Source organism: Streptosporangium sp. NBC_01810 (genome assembly GCF_035917355.1).
Taxonomy (GTDB): Bacteria; Actinomycetota; Actinomycetes; order Streptosporangiales; family Streptosporangiaceae; genus Streptosporangium.
In genome coordinates this window covers 1,135,726-1,153,797 of record NZ_CP109070.1, presented here as the reverse complement: position 1 = coordinate 1,153,797, position 18,072 = coordinate 1,135,726, and the positions used below count along the sequence as shown (strand labels likewise).

General features: G+C 70.5%; 17 protein-coding genes. 10 read left to right on the top strand and 7 right to left on the bottom strand.

The genetic code is table 11. The features are described 5' to 3' along the window. Positions 1 to 29: 29 nt before the first annotated feature. The 5 genes from OIE13_RS05260 to OIE13_RS05240 all read left to right on the top strand — a co-directional run bounded on the left by OIE13_RS05260 (position 30) and on the right by OIE13_RS05240 (position 5,607). Positions 30 to 1,469 (top strand): flavin-containing monooxygenase, encoded by a 1,440-nt coding sequence (locus OIE13_RS05260; protein ID WP_326642356.1) that lies wholly within the window; start codon positions 30 to 32, stop codon positions 1,467 to 1,469. An 83-nt stretch (positions 1,470 to 1,552) separates the two neighbouring features. Beyond that, positions 1,553 to 2,590 (top strand): dipeptidase, encoded by a 1,038-nt coding sequence (locus tag OIE13_RS05255; RefSeq protein ID WP_326642358.1) that lies wholly within the window; start codon positions 1,553 to 1,555, stop codon positions 2,588 to 2,590. Positions 2,591 to 2,663: 73 nt separating this feature from the next. Further along, positions 2,664 to 3,764 carry an o-succinylbenzoate synthase gene (gene menC / locus OIE13_RS05250; protein ID WP_326642360.1) on the top strand — a complete coding sequence of 367 codons (1,101 nt, stop codon included), beginning with the start codon at positions 2,664 to 2,666 and terminating at the stop codon, positions 3,762 to 3,764. A 287-nt stretch (positions 3,765 to 4,051) separates the two neighbouring features. Beyond that, positions 4,052 to 4,987, top strand: coding sequence for a sensor histidine kinase (locus OIE13_RS05245; RefSeq protein WP_326829611.1), 936 nt, complete (start codon positions 4,052 to 4,054; stop codon positions 4,985 to 4,987). 17 nt (positions 4,988 to 5,004) lie between these two features. After that, on the top strand, positions 5,005 to 5,607 hold the full coding sequence (locus OIE13_RS05240) for a TetR/AcrR family transcriptional regulator (protein WP_326642364.1): 603 nt from the start codon (positions 5,005 to 5,007) through the stop codon (positions 5,605 to 5,607). Here the strand turns inward: OIE13_RS05240 and OIE13_RS05235 are convergent. Both OIE13_RS05235 and OIE13_RS05230 read right to left on the bottom strand, forming a co-directional pair. Continuing rightward, the gene (locus OIE13_RS05235) at positions 5,552 to 6,484 is read right to left on the bottom strand and encodes a DMT family transporter (RefSeq protein ID WP_326829610.1); all 933 of its coding nucleotides are present in this window, start codon (positions 6,482 to 6,484) and stop codon (positions 5,552 to 5,554) included. The genes OIE13_RS05240 and OIE13_RS05235 overlap by 56 nt on opposite strands. Positions 6,485 to 6,712: 228 nt before the next feature. Beyond that, on the bottom strand, positions 6,713 to 7,984 hold the full coding sequence (locus OIE13_RS05230) for an MFS transporter (RefSeq protein ID WP_326642367.1): 1,272 nt from the start codon (positions 7,982 to 7,984) through the stop codon (positions 6,713 to 6,715). 517 nt (positions 7,985 to 8,501) lie between these two features. On the opposite strand from OIE13_RS05230, the gene OIE13_RS05225 reads away from it, so the two are divergent. Both OIE13_RS05225 and OIE13_RS05220 read left to right on the top strand, forming a co-directional pair. After that, positions 8,502 to 9,107 carry a copper resistance CopC family protein gene (locus tag OIE13_RS05225; protein WP_326642369.1) on the top strand — a complete coding sequence of 202 codons (606 nt, stop codon included), beginning with the start codon at positions 8,502 to 8,504 and terminating at the stop codon, positions 9,105 to 9,107. After that, positions 9,104 to 10,135, top strand: a complete 1,032-nt coding sequence (locus OIE13_RS05220) for a copper resistance D family protein (protein WP_326642371.1) — start codon at positions 9,104 to 9,106, stop codon at positions 10,133 to 10,135. The genes OIE13_RS05225 and OIE13_RS05220 overlap by 4 nt, the downstream gene beginning before the upstream one ends. On the opposite strand, the gene OIE13_RS05215 is transcribed toward OIE13_RS05220, so the two are convergent. Then, entirely contained in the window at positions 10,093 to 11,253 is a 1,161-nt protein-coding gene (locus tag OIE13_RS05215) for a hypothetical protein (protein WP_326642372.1), read from the bottom strand. The genes OIE13_RS05220 and OIE13_RS05215 overlap by 43 nt on opposite strands. A 249-nt stretch (positions 11,254 to 11,502) precedes the next feature. Between OIE13_RS05215 and OIE13_RS05210 the strand changes: the two genes are divergently transcribed. Both OIE13_RS05210 and OIE13_RS05205 read left to right on the top strand, forming a co-directional pair. Beyond that, entirely contained in the window at positions 11,503 to 14,199 is a 2,697-nt protein-coding gene (locus tag OIE13_RS05210; protein WP_326829609.1) for an alpha/beta fold hydrolase, read from the top strand. After that, entirely contained in the window at positions 14,196 to 15,104 is a 909-nt protein-coding gene (locus tag OIE13_RS05205) for an ABC transporter permease (protein WP_326642375.1), read from the top strand. The genes OIE13_RS05210 and OIE13_RS05205 overlap by 4 nt, the downstream gene beginning before the upstream one ends. A gap of 59 nt (positions 15,105 to 15,163) precedes the next feature. Here the strand turns inward: OIE13_RS05205 and OIE13_RS05200 are convergent, their stop codons facing one another. From OIE13_RS05200 to OIE13_RS05190, 3 genes are all read right to left on the bottom strand, one after another. After that, complete coding sequence (locus tag OIE13_RS05200) at positions 15,164 to 16,735, bottom strand: IS1182 family transposase (RefSeq protein WP_326639485.1); 1,572 nt, start codon at positions 16,733 to 16,735, stop codon at positions 15,164 to 15,166. Between the two features lie 62 nt (positions 16,736 to 16,797). After that, a complete protein-coding gene (locus tag OIE13_RS05195) occupies positions 16,798 to 16,926 on the bottom strand; it encodes a hypothetical protein (protein ID WP_326829608.1) in 129 nt (42 codons plus the stop codon). After that, entirely contained in the window at positions 16,923 to 17,141 is a 219-nt protein-coding gene (locus tag OIE13_RS05190; RefSeq protein ID WP_326646851.1) for an amidohydrolase family protein, read from the bottom strand. Before OIE13_RS05190 ends, OIE13_RS05195 begins: the two co-directional genes overlap by 4 nt. A gap of 77 nt (positions 17,142 to 17,218) precedes the next feature. Between OIE13_RS05190 and OIE13_RS05185 the strand changes: the two genes are divergently transcribed. Beyond that, positions 17,219 to 17,650, top strand: a complete 432-nt coding sequence (locus tag OIE13_RS05185; protein ID WP_326642379.1) for a cupin domain-containing protein — start codon at positions 17,219 to 17,221, stop codon at positions 17,648 to 17,650. A 182-nt stretch (positions 17,651 to 17,832) separates the two neighbouring features. On the opposite strand, the gene OIE13_RS05180 is transcribed toward OIE13_RS05185, so the two are convergent. Further along, positions 17,833 to 18,000 carry a hypothetical protein gene (locus OIE13_RS05180; RefSeq protein WP_326647127.1) on the bottom strand — a complete coding sequence of 56 codons (168 nt, stop codon included), beginning with the start codon at positions 17,998 to 18,000 and terminating at the stop codon, positions 17,833 to 17,835. Positions 18,001 to 18,072 lie beyond the last annotated feature (72 nt).

Sequence of the window (18,072 nt, the reverse complement as noted above, 5' to 3'; positions counted from 1 at the left end):
CGTGACAACATCAACCCGGGGACGTACGCATGAGTCCGAACGTCGCGATCATCGGTGCCGGATTCGGCGGCCTGTGCATGGCCATCCAGCTGGAGAAGGCCGGCATCCGCTCGTACACGATCTTCGAGAAGGGGAACAACGTCGGGGGCACCTGGCGCGACAACACCTATCCGGGGGCGGGCTGCGACATCCCCTCGCACCTGTACTCCTTCTCCTTCGAGAAGTACTCCAGCTGGACGCGCCGCTTTCCCGAGCAGCCGGAGATCCTGGACTACCTGGAGAGGTGCGCCGACAAGTACGACGTGCGACCCCGCCTCCGGCTGAACACCGCGGTCATCGCCGCCACCTTCGAGGAGTCGCTGGGGAAGTGGCGGGTCCGCACCACGGCCGGGGACGAGCTGTTCGACGTGGTGGTGTCGGCCGTGGGACAGCTCAACCGACCCCAGTTGCCCGACATTCCGGGAATGTCAACGTTTAATGGCGCGGCTTTCCACTCCGCCCGCTGGGACCACTCCTTCGATCTGACCGGCAGGCGGGTGGCCGTGATCGGAAGCGGGTCCTCGGCGGCGCAGTTGATCCCGAAGGTCGCCGAGGTAGCCGATCACCTGGATGTCTTCCAGCGGACCCCAAACTGGGTGATCCCCAAGGCGGACGCCGTCTTCGGCTCCGGAGCCAGGACCGCCTTCCGTTACGTGCCCTTCCTGCAGCGCGCCTACCGCGAGTGGATCTACCGGTACACGGAGATCACCCTCTACCCGGCCCTGGCCGGAGGCTGGAGCTCCGACCCGCTCCGCAAGCGCGCCCTGGAACACCTGCACAACCAGGTCCCCGACCCGGTGCTGCGGGCCAAGCTGACCCCGGACTACCCGGTCGGCTGCAAGCGGATCGTCGCCGACAGCAAGTTCTATCCCGCGCTGACCCGCCCCAACGTGGACGTCGTCACCGACCGGATCAACCGGATCGTCCCCGGCGGTGTGGAGACCGCCGCCGGGCTCCACGAGGCCGACGCGATCGTCTACGCGACCGGCTTCGAGACCTCCGACTTCCTGGCCTCCATCCAGGTCACCGGGCGCGGCGACCGGTATCTGGCCGAGGAGTGGAAGGACGGCGCGGAGGCGTACCTGGGCATCGCCGTGCCGCACTTCCCCAACCTGTTCCTGCTGTACGGCCCCAACACCAACCTCGGCCACAGCTCGATCGTCTTCATGATCGAGTGCCAGGTCCGGTACATCATGGGCTGCCTGCCGCAGCTGGCCGCGCGCGGGCCGATGGAGGTCAGGCCGGAGACGATGGCCACCTGGCGGAAGACCCTCGACGAAGCCATGGCAGGCATGGTCTGGCAGGCGGGCTGCACGAGCTGGTACAAGAACGAGGCCGGCCGGGTGACCAACAACTGGCCGGGCAAGACGACCGCCTACCGCCGCGTCACCGGTGCCGCACGCCCGGACGACTTCCACTTCGCGCGCTGACCCACGCTCCCTCGCGAGGCGCGGGAGGTGAGGTGCCGATACCGTCGTGGCGAACGAGAGCCGTACGCGCAGAAGGGCCCGCCGTGTCCGCCGACCTCCACCGCGACTCCGTGGTCGCCGATACCCACAACGACCTGCTGATGGCCGTCACCGCGCGTCCGCCACAACGCTGGGCGTCGTTCTTCCGCGAGCGCTGGCTGCCGCAGCTGCGCGAGGGCGGGGTGAACCTCCAGGTGCTGCCGGTCTTCATCGACGACCAGTACCGGCCCGAGGGCGCGCTCCGGCAGACACTGCGCATGATCGAGTGCGCCCACGTGCTGGCCGAGGGCAACGCCGACGCCGTACGGCTCTGCCTGGACGGCGCGCAGATCGACGAGACCCTCGCCGGGGGGAGGATCGCCCTGGTCCTGGCGCTGGAGAGCATGCCGGGGCTGGATTCGGCCGTCGAGCTGGTGCCCACGCTGCACCGGCTGGGCGTGCGGGTCGCCTCGATCGCGCACTGGGGCCGTACCGCGCTGGCCGACGGCAGCGGCGAGGACGCCACCGGCAGCAGGCTCACCGCGGCGGGGGTGGAGACGGTCCGGGAGATGGAACGGCTCGGCATGATCTTCGATGTCTCCCACCTGGGCGCCTCGGGGGTGGGGCACGTGCTGGAGCTGGCGAGGAGGCCGGTGATGGCGACCCACTCCTCGGCCCGCGCGCTGCGCGACCACCACCGCAACCTGACCGACGACCAGATCCGTGCCGTCGCCGCCACCGGCGGCGTGATCTGCGTCAACTTCCTGCCCGCCTTCCTGACGGAGGACATCACCGAGTACACGGTGGACCGGCTGGTCGACCACATCGAGCACGTCGCGAGCGTCGGCGGGATCGACCACGTCGGTCTCGGTCCCGACTTCATCCGCGAGGTCATGCACGACGTCACTCCCCCGTGCTGCGAGGAGGTCGGCTACAGCGGCGTCGACGTCGGCGCGACCCTGCCCGGACTGTCCGGCCCGAGCGGCCTGCCCCTGGTCACCGACGCCCTGCTCAAGCACGGCTTCGCCGACGAGGAGATCGTGAAGATCATCGGCGGGAACGTGCATCGGCTGTTCCGCGCCGAGCTGGGAAGGCCCGCCTGAGCGAGCCTCGCCGACACGGCGACGGAGAGCGGCGTGACAATGGAACCCGGTGCGACGAACGAGAGAAGGAAACTTGAAGATCACCGGGATCGAGTTGAGGCGGATCGCGATGCCGCTGGTCACACCGTTCCGTACCTCCTTCGGCACGGAGACCGAGCGCGATGTGCTCCTGCTCCGCGTGGTCACCCCCGAGGCGGAGGGCTGGGGCGAGTGCGTGGCCATGTCCGACCCGCTCTACTCCCCCGAGTACGTCGACGCCGCCGCCGACGTGCTGCGCCGCTTCCTCATCCCGGCCCTGCCCGCCCACCTCGACGTCCACGGCGTGGGCCGCGCGCTGCACCCCTTCAAGGGCCACCGGATGGCGAAGGCCGCCCTGGAGAGCGCGGTCCTGGACGCCCAGCTGCGCGCGTCCGGTGTGTCCCTCGCCTCCTTCCTCGGCGCCGCCACGGACCGCGTCCCCGCCGGGGTGTCGGTCGGGATCATGAACTCCGTCCCCGAACTCCTGGACACGGTCGCGGGCTATCTCGACGAGGGCTACGCCCGGATCAAGCTCAAGATCGAACCCGGCTGGGACCTCGCCCCGGTCCGCGCGGTGCGGGAGCGCTTCGGCGACGACCTGCTCCTCCAGGTCGACGCCAACGCCGCCTACACCCTCAGCGACGCAGCCCACCTCGCCAGGTTGGACGACTTCGGCCTGCTGCTCATCGAACAGCCGCTGGCCCACGACGACATCGTCCAGCACGCCCGGCTGGCCGGCAGAATCGCCACCCCGATCTGCCTGGACGAGTCCATCGAGTCGGCCGCCGACGCGGCCGCCGCCATCTCGCTGGGCGCCTGCTCAGTGGTCAACGTCAAACCCGGCCGGGTCGGCGGCTACCTGGAGGCCCGGCGCATCCACGACCTGTGCCGCGCCCACGGCGTCGCCGTCTGGTGCGGCGGCATGCTGGAGACCGGCATCGGCCGCGCCGCCAACGTCGCCCTGGCCGCCCTGCCCGGTTTCACCCTGCCCGGCGACACCTCCGCCTCCCGCCGCTACTACACCACCGACATCACCCCGCCCTTCGAGCTGAGCGACGGCCACCTGGGCGTCCCCACCGGGCCGGGCATCGGCGTCGAGCCGATCCCCGGCGTGCTGCGGGAGGTCACCACCTCCACCGAGTGGATCACCCGCTAGCCCGGCATTCCGCAACGGAACGGCTAGGAGGCCAGATACTCCTCCCGGACCCTGGAGCGGGAGAGCTTCCCGGTGGGCGTGCGGGGCAGCTCGTCGCGGAACTCGATGACCCCGGGGTGCATGCCCGCTCCAATCAGTGCTCACTTACGCTAGCCGGCGCCCGATCAGCCGTACAGAGCAATGCTCTACAGGGGAAGGTGGAAGGATATTTGCCCCTTCTTGGCCATCAATCACCAGGAAACGGCAATTAATCCGTTTAATGGCCCTATTTAGCGCCGAGGAGTGAAGTGTTCGCGGGGAACGCGCGGTCGGTACGGCGTCGGCTGACGTTGACCGCCGTCACGACGGCCATCGTGACGGCGGTCGCCCTCCTCGCGATCGCGACGCTCAGGACCGTGAAGGCGGCGCTCGTGCCGGTGAAGGCGATCAGACGCGAGCTGGAGGAGATCACCGCGACCGACATCGGCCGCCGGGTGCCGGTACCGGCCGCGCAGAACGAGATCAGGCAGCTGGCCGAGACGATCAACCAGACGCTGGACCGGCTGGAGGCCTCGGCCGAGCAGCAGCGCAGGTTCGCCTCCGACGCCTCACACGACCTGCGCAGCCCGCTCACCGCCATGCGCGCCCAGGTGGAGGAGGCGTTGCGCTACCCCGACGACGTCGACTGGAAGGCGAAGGCCGGCGCGATGCTCACCAGCCTGGACCGGCTCCAGGCGATCATCTCGGACCTGCTGACACTGGCCAAGCTCGACTCCGGGGTGCCCGCCCGGCACGAGCGGATCGACCTGGGCGCGCTTGTCGGCGACGAGCTGGACAGGCGCAGGCGCAACGTCCGGGTCGACAGGGATCTGCAGCCGGGGGTGGCGATCACCGGCGACCGGCTCCGGATGGCCCGGCTGCTGACGAACCTGCTGGACAACGCGGAACGGCACGCCGACTCCCAGATCTCGGTGAGTGTGAGCGTGGACGGCGAAACGGCCGTCGTGGAGGTGCTCGACGACGGCGCCGGGATCGCGTCCGAGCAGCGGGAACTGGTCTTCCAGCGGTTCGCCCGGCTGGACGCCTCCCGCAACAGGGACGAGGGAGGCACCGGACTGGGACTCCCCATCGCCAGGGAGATCGCCCGCGCGCACCGCGGCATCCTGAGGCTGGAGGACAGCACCCGGGGCGCGCGATTCGTCCTGCGCATCCCCCTGCACCCCGGCCGGGAGGGCGGCCCCTGACCCGCTAGTGTTCCCTTGTGGCACGGGGATTTGGGCGATTACGTCGTGAAGATCTACTCCGAACCGCCTGCGATGTCATCGCGGCCCAGGGGTTCGGTCACACACGGACCGCGGACATCGCGCAGGCGGCCGGCGTCAGCCAGGCACTGCTCTTCTACCATTTCGAGACCAAGGAGAAGCTGTTCGCCCAGGCCTTCTCCTACGCGGCCCAACTCCATCTGGACGCGCTCACCAAGGTGGCGGAGTCGGGCGGCTCCCCCCTCGATCGGCTGCGGGCCCTGCTCCGGTTCTATCCTCCCGGCGGGAAGACCAAGTCGTGGGCCCTGTGGATCGACGCCTGGGCCGAGTCGATGCGTAACTCAGAGCTTGAGGAGACGTCCCGCAGGATCGACATGCGATGGAAGGAGACACTTCACGCGATCATCGACGACGGCGTCGAGGTGGGAATCTTCGTCTGCGCGGACCCCGAGGGCGCGACCTGGCGGATCATGTCTCTCATCGACGGCCTGGCCACTCAGGTGACGGTGCACAGGCGGCTGCTCCCCCGGGCGCGCATGACCGAGCTCATCCAGACGGCCGCCGCGGCGGAACTGGGCCTATCCCCCGCCGAACTGAGCTGAGCAGCCCCCTGGGCAGCACGACCAGGAGCATGGCGAGGGCGATCAGCCCTCCGCCGAGGAAGATACTCAAGGTGAGCGACTCCCCGTACAGCGCGACCGCCAGGATGGTCACCCAGAGCGGCTGGGCCGACAGGATCACCGCTGCGGGCACCGGCGATACGTGGACCTGGCCCCACGAGCGGGCCAGGAAACCCAGGGCGCAGGCCACGATCGACAGGTGCCCGAGGATCGCCCAGTCACACGGCGTGGCGGGCAGGGTCAGCCCGTCCGGCAGGGCGAGGACACCCGTCATGACGGCGATGGTGCCGAGTTGGATGACCGTGACCGCGTAGGCGTGTCGCCGCGCCTCGGCGGAGTTGCCGAGCGCCAGCGTGTGGGCCGCGTACAGGAGCGCCGACACCAGGGTGGCGACCAGCGCGGGTGCGGAGATGTCGCCCTCCGCGCCCTTCAGCAGGGTGAACACGGTCATCGCGACGGCCGCCAGCGCCACCGCGGCCCAGATCCTGGCCGAGGTCCTGGCGCCGAGCAGGACCAGCCCGAGAACCGGGGTGATCACCACGTACGAGCCGACCGTGAACCCCGAGACCGATGAGGGCAGGTCGTGCAGCGAGACCGCCTGGACCGTCTGGCCGACACCGAACAGCAGGCCGAGCAGGATGCCGGTCAGCCAGGTGCTCTCGGAAAGCCCTCGCAGGCTGCGCGGGCGGCACGCGACCAGCGCGAACGTGGCGATGCCGTACCGCTCGGCGAGTAGGTCCGCCACGGGCATGCGGACGATGAGGTCCTTCATCAGCGGGAAAGCCGACCCCCAGGCGGCGCTGACGAAGGTCAGGAGAACGATTCCCAGGACGGGCCGGGGGGCTACAACCACTGCCATACCCAAAGGGTTCCATCACGTGCAGCGACGGAGACATCACCGATCGGAGCGGGAGTGGCCTTAATACAACACTGAGTGAAGGACGTCACACCGGCGCGAGGGACCTCGTACCCTCACAGGACTTTCCGCCTTAACCGCACATGCGCCGGGCACTGCTCCCGGACGAAGAACCGTGCCGCACATGCGCCGGGCACTGCTCCCGGTGGCGGGCGGCGTCCGTCCGCACGGTCAGGGCACCGAGCGGATCTTCCAGACGAGGGCGGCGCCGAGCAGGGCGAGGGCCGCGGAGGTCAGGTAGAGGACCGGATAGCCACCGAGACCGGCCACGATGGGACCGGCGATGACCGGGCCGAGCACCTGGGGTCCCGAGTTGGCGATGTTGATGACACCGAGATCCTTGGCACGTCCCTCGGCGGCCGGCAGGACCTGAGTGACCAGGGCGTTGTCGACCGAGAGATAGATGCCGAAGCCGATCCCCATGATCGCGGCGCCGGCCGTGGCCACCGGCCACTGCGGCCAGAACGCGAGCATCACCGCGGGAATCACGCTGATCAGGCCGGAGGCCGTGACGAGCGCTTTGCGTCGGCCGAGCCGGTCGGAGACGACGCCCGCGGCGACGGTGGTGAGCACGACCGTCGCGGTGTAGATCAGGATCAGCGTGAGCAGGCCGTCCTCGGCCCGCTCGCCGGGGAAGAGCCGCTCGTAGCCGACCGCGTCGGTGAGGAAGTACAGCAGGTAGAGCGTGGCGACGGCGTTGCCGAGCTGCATCAGGAAGCGGGTCAGCCAGGCCCAGAAGAAGTCGGGGTGAGCGCGGGGGCTGATCCAGAAACCTCTCAGGAAGGCCCCGAGCTCGAAGGGTGGTCTGGCCGCCAGGCGGGGGTCGTGGGTGGTGAGGACGAAGGGAAGCACGCAGAGCGGCATCAGCGCCGCTATCAGGAAATATCCGGATTCGGTGGTGGTGGCGACCATGGTGACCAGGACCACGGCGAGCACCACCCCGAGCGTCTGGGGAATCCCGATCCAGCCCGACACCTCACCCCGCTGGCTCACCGGGACGTGGTCGGGCACCTCGGCGCTGAGCGCGGCCTGCATCGCGTTGAGCCCGGCCTGCGCGAGGCACCAGCCGGCCGCCAGGCCGGCGATCGACCCCTGCCCCGCCAGCAGGGCCAGCGCCCCGGCGCCGACCAGCGCCCCTGCCAGCGACCACGGGTGCCTGCGCCCGAACCGCCCTGCCGTGCGATCGGACAGCGCCCCCGCGATGGGGTTGAACAGCATCGCGACGGCGGCCCCCAGCCCGGTCACCAGCGCCAGCGCCCCCTCCTTGCCCGCCGGGTCGACCAGCGCCACCTGCGAGGGAAGCAGGACCTGGAGCGGCCCGAAGTAGCCCATCCAGAGCGCCAGGTTGGCCAGCGAGATGCCGGCCACCCACCAGGACCCCACCCGGCGCGTCGGCTCCGCGAGCGCCGCCCTCGGATCGGGAACAGGCTGGACAACGCCCATATGGCCTCGCATCCTCGTGACTCACGACTCCGAACAAGCGCCCGACAACACGAGGCGTGCCCGGATGGTACGCCGTCCCCCTCCCACACCGACAGCCCCGGCCACCACCGGCTCCCTCCGGGAAGCGGTGGCGGTCGCGGGCGGGAACGCCGTAGGCCTCCCCGCCCACTGTTCCCCGCTGCGGGTTTCCCGGTCAACGTTCGGTGTGGGGCCACTGGAGAGCGACGCGCGGAGCCTCTCAACGGGGCCGAAGCCTGGATGGACGCCTCGCAAGGCACCCTCCGGGCTTCACCCGTGGGCGGACGGCCCGGGAGACGCGTGCCCCCACGACGAGCGGGCCGTTTCCGCCCGCGGGCAGGCTCCGGACCGCTCACGGGCGAAAAGCCGTTCCGGCTCCTCGACCCGGGACGCCCCCTTTTCCCTCCGTGCCCGGCCATCGCCCGGGTGGCCGCGTCCCGGACACGCAAGCGTGGGACCATGTCCAGGTCATGACGGACCCAACGGAAGGCCACGACCGGTGAGGCGGCTACTCACGGTCCTGTTGCTCGCGTGCGCCGCGCTGCTCGGCGCGGTCACCCCGGCGCAGGCCCACAACGTGCTGATCGACAGCGACCCCAAGAACGGTGCCGAGCTGGCCACCGGACCCGAGACGATCACACTCACCTTCGACCAGCCTGTCCGGCAGGGTTTCGCGCAGATCAGCGTGACCGGCCCTGACGGCACGCGTTGGGAAGACGGCAAGACCGCGGTCGACAGGGCGAAGGCCAGCGTCCGCGTGAAGGCCCTCGGCCCCGCCGGGGAGTACGTGGTGGGCTACCGGATCCTCTCCTCCGACGGTCACCCGGTCTCCAGCAAGATCACCTTCACCCTGACGGCGCCCGGCCCTGCCTCCTCGGGGCAGGCGTCCACCGAGCAGGCCCCCGCGGGCCCGGCAGCCACCGACCCGGCACCGGCGGCCGCGGCCGCCGCGGCCCAGAGCCCCGATCTGGGCGCCCAGGCCGCCGAGGCCGCGCAGAACGGCGGAGCCGGGATGGCCGTGCTGTGGATCGCCGCCTCCATCGTCCTGCTGGGCGGGGCCACCGTCGTGGCGATGCGCCGTACCAAGGAGGGGGACACGAGATGACCGTGACCACCGAGCGGGCTCCCGAGGCCGGCACCGCCAGGAGGCTGGTGGCCGGCGGGTTCGTGTCGGGTGCCGTGCTGGCCGTGCTGGCCGCGACCGCGTTCACCGCGCAGGAGGTGGTGCCGGGGATCGTCATCCCCGGGCCGCTGGTGGAGTACGGCCTGCCGGTGCTGCGGGTGCTGCTGGACCTGGCGACGGTGGCGGTGGTCGGGCTGAGCCTGCTGCCGAAGATGCTCGGATTCGACGACCCCGAGCGGACCGAGCCGGTGATGCGCCGGGCGCGACCGATGGCCGTGACCTTCGCCTGGGCGTGGGCGCTGCTGGCGCTGGTCATCATCGTCTTCCAGACGGCCGAGCTGAACCCCGGGCTGATCCCCACTCCGTCGATGATCGCCGAGTACGTCGACGGTGTCGGCGCCGGGCAGGGAATGCTCTTCACCGCCGCCTGCGCGCTCTCCTACGCCGGGATCGGGCTGCTGGCCGTGCGGTACGGCGAGAAGGTCCCCGCCGAACTGCGGATCGTGATCGCCTTCTTCGGGCTCCTGCCGATCCCGGTCACCGGCCACGCCGTCGACTCGGTCTGGCACGACCCCATCATGATCTCGATGGAGCTGCACGTGATGGGCGCGGCGGCGTGGACCGGCGGCCTGCTCACGATCATTCTGCTGGTCGCCGCGGACCGGGAGCTGCTGGCGCGGGTGCTGCCGAAGTTCTCCAGGCTGGCCACCCTGGCGCTGGTCCTGGTCAGCGTCTCCGGGCTGGTGAACGGGCTTGCCACGATGGCCCTCACCCCCGGGGTGGAACTACCCGGGGCGCTGCTGAGCGGTGAGTACGGCCCGCTGGTGGTGGCCAAGGTCGTCTGCGTGGCGCTGCTGATCCCGTTCGCCGCCCACATCCGCTTCCGCCTGCTGCCGCACATCGCGGAGCGGCGGGCGACGGCGGTCGTCGCGTGGGCGGCGGCCGAGATCACCGTGATGGGGCTCGCCTACGGGGTGGCGGTGGCGCTGACCACGGCCTCCCTGTCCTGAGCCCGGAGCGTGCAGCGGCCGAAGGACCATTCGGCCGCCAGCCACAGGACGGCGAGTCCCACCCCTCCGATCAGCATGGTCGCGGGGGTCACCAGCGGGGGCGCCATGAACATCTCGTGCTGGAGGCGGAGCGCCTGGTCGACGATGAGGGTGACGCCGAGTGCGCCGACCAGCGCCCTGACCACGGGCATCCTGATCAGGAACGCCAGGTCGACGGCGAGCGCTCCGGCGATCAGGAAGACCGGCACCGCCGAGCGCGGGAAGTCGGCGACCGCGAGCAGGGGCCAGATCAGGGCGCGGAAGACCACGTAGGCCCCGACCACCGCGGTGGCGGAGAACATCCGGCCGATCATCGCCCGGGCATAGACGGCCACCAGCATGGCGGCGATCACGGCGTAGAGCGGGTAGAGCTGGTCGGGCACGGGCAGCGTGAAGTGGAGCGCCACCGCCCTGTCGTCCACCGGCAGGCCGATCTGGTCGGCGGCGAACCTGATCAGGATCGGTTCCGCGTCCGGCTCGCCCCTGTCCCAGGCGGCGAGGCCGTAGACCCCGTACTCCTGGTGCTGTTCGGGGAACCAGACGTTCTCGAAGAGGAAGACGAAGAGCCCGCCGAGGACCAGCGTGCGCGTCCGGCCGGGAACCGCCCGGATGAACCAGCCCCAGAGGACGCCGCAGACCATGAAGAGCGTGCCGATGTAGAGCATCAGGTGGGACGGGCTCCACGAGGTGATGTCGAGCCCGTTGACCCGGTGGTTGATCAGGTCGAGCGGAACCGCGATCAGGAAGACCGCCGTGCCCCAGGTGATGAGGCGCTGCGCGAGCTTGTCGACGCCGTAACCGGTGTAGATGTGGATGATCGTGAGCGCGAGGGCGATGGCGGTGCCGACGCTGTTGAGCAGGTGCGGCGGGGCCAGGTCGTCACGGAGCCACTTGAAGTGCCAGGAGACGTCCCAGGAGGCCCCCAGCACCTTGAAGGAGAAAGCCACCAGCCACCCGAGGTAGAGGAGCCTGAACAGGTCCTCCGGGGTCTCCCTGCCGGCCTTTCCTCGCGTCCAATACGGCAGAGCCCACTCGATGACCGGAGTGGCTCTTCTTCGGAGGCTTTCTACTGGCTTCACGTGTCGAAATGATGCCGCCCCTTCACCTCGGTCCGCAATCAGGGACATCCCCGAACCATCGGGGCGACTGCCGTCCTTCCGGCACAGGTGATCGTCCTTGTTCACTTCCGGCGTCGCACCACGGCGGCTGACCGGTGGGGATGCTCCTGAGAATCGTCTCAGGAGCATCTCAGCTTGGATCAGTAAGCTCGCGCCGTGACATCCTTCCCTCTTTCGAAGGGAGGGGACTCCCACGCTCAAGGAGAACTGGTGAAACGTGGGGCAAGGTGGGCCGCCTGGGTCGCGGTGGTCACCGTGCTGGCCGTCGGTGTCGTGGCCTGGCTGGTCTGGCCGTCCACACCGGACGTGCGGGCCCAGGAGCAGATGATCACGGTGCTCGACGGGCCGGGCGACGACCAGCGGGTTACGCTGGACGCGAGTTTCTTCCCTCCCGCCGGAGGCGGCAGGGCCCCGGCGGTACTGCTCGCGCACGGCTTCGGCGGCAGCAAGCAGAGCGTCAGGGACGCCGCGGTGCGGCTGGCCCAGGACGGCTACGCCGTGCTGACCTGGTCGGCGCGGGGTTTCGGCCGTTCCTCGGGGCAGATCGCGCTGAACTCCCCCGACTACGAGGTCAAGGACGTGCGCCAGCTGGTCGACTGGGTCGCGAAGCGACCCGAGGTCCGGCTCGACGCGGCGGGCGACCCGCGGGTGGGCATCGCGGGCGGCTCGTACGGCGGCGCCATCGCGCTGATGGCCGCCGCCCACGACCCCAGGATCGACGCGATCGTCCCGCAGATCACCTGGTACGACCTGGCCGACGCGCTGTTCCCCGACGCCACCGGGCAGGGGCCCGAGAACGGGGTGTTCAAGCGCATGTGGGCCGGGCTCTTCTTCAGCCGGGGCGGCCCCACACCGGCCGTCGCCGGCCCGGCCGCCCTCGGTGGCGGGAACGGCGGAGGCCCGGAGCGGCAGGCGCAGGAGCGGCCGCTCACCGCCGATGAGGTGCGCTGCGGCCGGTTCCTGCCGGAGATCTGCGACATGTACCAGCAGGTGGCCCAGAGCGGCCGGGCGACGGCGAGCGCGGTGGAGACGCTGCGCAGGTCGAGCCCGATCTCGGTGCCCGGGAAGATCAGGATTCCGACGCTGCTGCTGCAAGGACAGCGCGACTCGCTGTTCCCGCTGGGCCACGCGGACGCCAACGCCAAGGCCATCGCCGCCACCGGCGCCCCGGTACAGGTCGCCTGGTTCGACGGCGGCCACGACGGTGGCGACGGCGAGGTCGACTGGCTGCACGGTAGGACGCTCGGCTGGTTCGATCGCTACCTGAAGGAGACCGGCGACGCGGCCCAGGCCGGCGGCGCCTTCACGGTCACCCGCAGCGGCGGCCGCGACCCCGGCACCCGCCAGCCGATCCAGCTGCACGCCACGGCCGACGGCTACCCCGGGCTGTCGGGCAGCGGCCAGACCTCCGTACCGCTCAACGGCCCCGACCAGTCGGTGGCCACCCCGCCCGGCGGCTCTCCCTCCTCGATCTCCGCGGTGCCCGGCTTCGGCGGCCTCGGCGGTGGCGGTGGCGCCACGGTGAACCTGTCCGTCGACATGACGGGGCAGAGCGCCGTCTTCGACTCCGCCCTGCTGACCGCCCCGCTCCAGGTCACCGGCAGCTCTACCGTGCGGGTCCGGGTGACATCCGAGACCTCCGGGTCCCCCGCCGCGGCCGAGGCCGCCACCGGCTCGTCCACCGGCTCGTCCACCGATGACGCGGAAGGCGGCGCGGGCGACACCCGGACCGGGAGCGACAAGGCGAAGAGCCCTGCGGGCGAGGTCACCCTGTTCGCCAAGCTCTACGACATCGCCGGCGCGACCCAGGCGCCGATCCTGCCCGAGGGGCTCGTCGCCCCGCTCAGGATCGCGATCGGCGCGGACGGCTCGGGCGAGGCCACGGTGACCCTGCCCGCCATCGACCACAGATTCGACGTCGGACACCGGCTGCGGGTCGCGTTCACCACCACCGACCTGGCCTACGGCACCCCGGCGGCCCCGGCCGTCCACAAGGTCGCCCTGGCCTCGCCGGCCGTGACCGTCCCCACCCACGCCACCCTGCGCACCCCGCAGACCGGCCCCGTCTGGTGGATCTGGGCACTGCCGCTGGCATCCCTCGTCGTCGCGGCCGTCCTGCTGCTCGCCGGCCGCCGCCGCACCACCGATGAGCACGATCCCGAGCTGGGCTCCGTACCGCTGCGGATCAGTGGGCTGACCAAGGCGTACCGGAACGGCGAGCGCGCGGTGGACGACCTGTCGTTCACCGTGGAGCACGGCCAGGTGCTTGGTCTGCTCGGCCCCAACGGGGCGGGCAAGACCACCACCCTGCGCATGCTGATGGGCCTGATCCGGCCGGACGGCGGCGAGATCCGGATCTTCGGTCACCGGGTGGTGCCCGGTGCCCCGGTCCTGTCCAGGCTCGGCTCGTTCGTCGAGGGCCCGGGCTTTCTGCCGCATCTCAACGGCCGCGAGAACCTGGAGCTGTACTGGAAGGCGACCGGGCGGCCCGCCGAGGACGCCAGGTTCGCCGAGGCCCTGGAGATCGCCGGGCTCGGCAAGGCGCTGGACCGCGCCGTCCGCACCTACTCCCAGGGCATGCGCCAGCGCCTGGCCATCGCCCAGGCCATGCTCGGCCTGCCCGACCTGCTCGTACTGGACGAGCCCACCAACGGGCTCGACCCGCCCCAGATCCGCGAGATGCGCCAGGTCCTGATCCGCTACGCGGAGGGGGGCCGCACCGTCATCGTCTCCAGCCACCTGCTGTCGGAGGTGGAACAGACCTGCAGCCACGCGGTGGTCATGCACCGCGGGCGCCTGGTCACGGCCGGAACCGTGAGCGAGCTGCTGGCCAGCCACACCCCGGTCAACGGCTCCGGCCCCCGCCTGGAGGACGTCTTCCTGGACCTGATCGGAAACAAGGCATGAGCGACTCCAACGCTGCCCTCACCACCCCGACCGGCTCTCCGGGCGGCGGACTCGCGCAGAACGGCTCGGCGCGCGGGTACGCGCCGGGACGCACGTTGCCGCTCGCCGTGGAGATCGTCCGGCAGTTCAAGCGGCGCCGCACGCTGATCGTGTTCGGCCTGCTGCTCGCGCTGCCGTGGATCCTGGTGATCGCCTTCAAGTTCGGCACCGTGCCCGGGCAGCCGGGCACCGGGCTGCGCGTCGCCGACCTGGCCACCCAGGGCGGGCTGAACTTCGCGGCGTTCACCCTGTTGGTGTCGGCGAGCTTCCTGCTGGCCGTCGCGGTGGCGCTGTTCTGCGGCGACAGCGTGGCCAGCGAGGCCGGCTGGTCGTCGCTGCGCTACCTGCTGGCCGCCCCGATCCCGCGCGACCGGCTGCTGCGGCAGAAGCTGATCGTCACGATGGGCTACTCGGCGGCGGCGGTGATCTGCCTGCCGGTGATGGCGTTGCTGGCCGGCAGCCTCGTCTTCGGCTGGAACGACGTCCGGGTACCCCAGACCGGCGAGACGATCGCCGCCCTGGAGGTGCTGCCCCGGTTCGGGGTGGTGATCGGCTATGTCCTGGTCAGCCAGTTCGTGGTCGCGGCCATGGGCTTCCTGCTCTCGGTCAGCACCGACTCCCCGCTGGGGGCGGTCGGCGGGGCGGTCGGCCTGGTGATCGTCAGCAACATCCTGCAGGCGGTCGAGGCGCTCGGCCCGCTCAGGGAGTTCCTGCCGACGTTCTGGAGCAACGCGTGGCTGGACGCCCTGGCGGCCCAGCCCTCGTACGAGGGCATGCTCAAGGGGGTGGCCGTCTCGGTCACCTACTCGGCGATCATGATCGCGTTCGCCTTCCGCCGCTTCCGCGTCAAGGACGTGGTCTCCTAGAAGTGCACTGAAGATCTTGGTTTGAGTGGATATCGGCGCGGAGCAGGCGCCCCGGCGGCTTATGCAGTGGCGGGGTTCAGTGCCCAGGCGCCGCCTGTGTGGGTGAGTCCGAGGTTGATGAGGCGGCGGAGGTTGAGTGCGGCAGCGCGGTTGTGGAGCCAGATGTTGTTCTTGAGGACGCCGCGGTAGGGAACGCGACGGTTGCCTTTGGCGACCAGCCAGGCGATGGCGCGTTCGACGGGTGGTCGCCAGCGGCGGTACTCCTGCTGCCATCGCTGACTGGTGGCGGCCTGCTGCCGGGCGGTTTTGAGGAGGTCATAGTGGGGGTGGACGTTGAAGGTGCGTCCGGTCTTGGACGTGGTGCAGCGTTCGCGCAGTGGGCAGGTGCGGCACAGGATCTTGAACTGGGCCTGGCGGTTACCACCTGCCAGCGGGCGGCCGAGGGTTTTGGTGTGGCCTGCCGGGCAGGTGACGCGGCCGGTTTGGGTGTCGACCTGGAAATCGTCGGTGGTGAAGCCGCCGGGGACGGCTTGGCGTAGCGGCGGCGGCTTGATCACCAGGGTGTGGCCGTCGGCTTGGAGGGTCTGTCGCAGGTCGCCGGTGCCGTAGGCGGTGTCGCCCAGTACCGTCAGGGCATCGTCGTCGCCGGCGAGGAGGCTTCGGGCGACGGCGGCCTCGTGGTTGTCCGCGCCGCTGCCCGCGGTGAGGGCGACCTCGGTGAACAGCCCCGCCTCGGGCTCGAACGCGGCATGTGCGCGAAAGCCGTCCTGGTGGCGGGTGCGGTTCTTGTGGATGTGGCGGGCCTCGGGGTCGACCGTGGACACGATGCGGTCGTGGGCGGTGCGCCGGGCGATCCGCCATCGGCCGTCGGAGCCGTCGGCGGGCTCGACGTCTTGTCCTGCGACCAGTGCCAGCAGTCCGAGGGCGCCTGCCGCCGTCTCGCCGAGCGGTTGGCCGGGCACGTGAGCGATGAGATTAAGGGCGTCGGTGACCAGGGCGTCGACCAGTGTGTCCCGCGCCTGCTGGTCGTTCCAGGCGATCTTCGGCTTGCCGGGGTCGGTGTAGTCGTGGGCGGTGCACCACTGGGCGGCGACCGGCTCGGCGCCGGGGACGTCGCGGATGACCCGGCGGATCGCGGCGATGAGCTGGGTGACGGTGTCCTGGGTGGCGACCGCGTCGTCCAGCACGGTGGAGTCCAACGCCCGGCGCTGCCTGCCTTTGAGGACGCCGGTGGCCGCGACGACTTCCCTGACCTTGGTGAACAGCCGGTTCGGATCGGCCGAGCGCTGCAGGCGCCGTCGGAAGTAGGTCAACAGCGACGGGTCGAACGCGGTGTCGTACAGACCCAGGCCGCAGGCGGCCTTCCACCTCAGGTCACAACGCAGTTCCTGAACCGTCTCGAAGTCCGACAGCCCGTGCAGGCTCTGCAGGACGATCACTGTGGCGAGCACCTGCGGCGGCATGCTCGGCCGCCCGTTCGCCGAGGGATACATGTCCGTGAACATGTCTGCTGGGAACAGCGTCTGCCGATGTTCGGCCAGGAACGCGAAAACGCTCCCGGCTGGGATCAGCTCCCGGCAGGTCTGCCACACATCCGGCCCTACCGGTTCTCCAGCCCATTCACCCTGCACGCAACGAGTCTGGCCCCGAATCATCCGAGGCGGGACCAGAACGCAAGATTTTCAGTGCACTTCTAGGGCCTGCCATCGGCACATTCTCCGACGACGCACACGTCGGCCTCGATGGAGCACTCCAGCGCGGGGCGGGGAGCGGGCAGGCCGATCTCCCGGTACCAGAACGACACCTCTCCGTTGACCGTCACGCCGAGGTCCTTCCGGTGTGGCGGGCGATCCCGGCGATGATGGTGCGCGCGACGCGCACGTCGAACAGGTCCGCGTCGGCGACGGTGGACACGTCGTGCGAGAGGATCACCGCGTCCCCGGCCAGGCCGTGCTTGAGCGCGCCGCGTACCTGGTCCTCGTGCCCGCCGGCGGCGGCCCACGAGGTGAACATCCGGGCCGCCTCGTCGAAGGTAATCGCCTCGGCGGTGGGCGTCGCGCAGGGCGGCCTCGTCGGAGGCGGCGAACGGGATGGTGTGGATCGAGGTGATCCCGTTGGCCAGTAGCATCGGCTCGCTGCGCAGCGTCGCCGAGGCGCTCGGCGTCAGCATGGCCGACCTGTTCGCCGAAGACCAGCAGCCCAAGCCGCAGGCGGTGCGCTTCGAGAAGCATCCCCGGCTGGCCAGCGAGCCCGGCGCGCGCAAATACCTGATCACCCAGCGCCCGCTGCGGAACCTGGAGATCTACGGCGGCGAGTTCGATCCCGGATCGAGCACCGGCGACGAGCCGTACACCCATGGCGACTCGCAGGAGGTCTTCATCGTCACCGCAGGGGAGGTCGTACTCACCCTCGACGACGCCACGTACGTGCTACGGGCCGGCGACAGCATCGAGTTCCGCAGCAGCACGCCGCACCACGTGCGCAACGACGGCACCGAGGTGGCCGGCGTCCTGTGGATCTGCAGCCCCGTCAGCGGCGTCGGCTGAACTCTCCAAGCCGGCGTCGGCTGAACTCTCTAAGGTGGTGTGGGACCGATGGTCGCCACGACGGCGGGGCACTGGCGGGGGGCCTGGAACGGCCGATCGGCGTTTCTCACCCGGGTGCGGCCGCCCTGACATGTCCCTTTCCGCGCCTGACGGGTCCGGGCGCGGAGGGGCGTGAACGCGGGTCAGCCCCAGTGCGGCGGGCGCTCCTCCATCAGGCGGGCGTCGTCGTCGGCCTCGCGCCACTCGCTCCAGCCGACATCGGTGTCGTCGGCGGTCTGATCGGGCAGGATCGGCAGGCCGTCGTCGGCGAGATCGACGGGACGCAGGTCATCGGGTTCGGGCACTGTCACACGCCCATGCTAATCATCCGAGTGACCTGTCATTCCTCCCCCACGCGAGAAAGCCACCGCGGCGCCGCGACG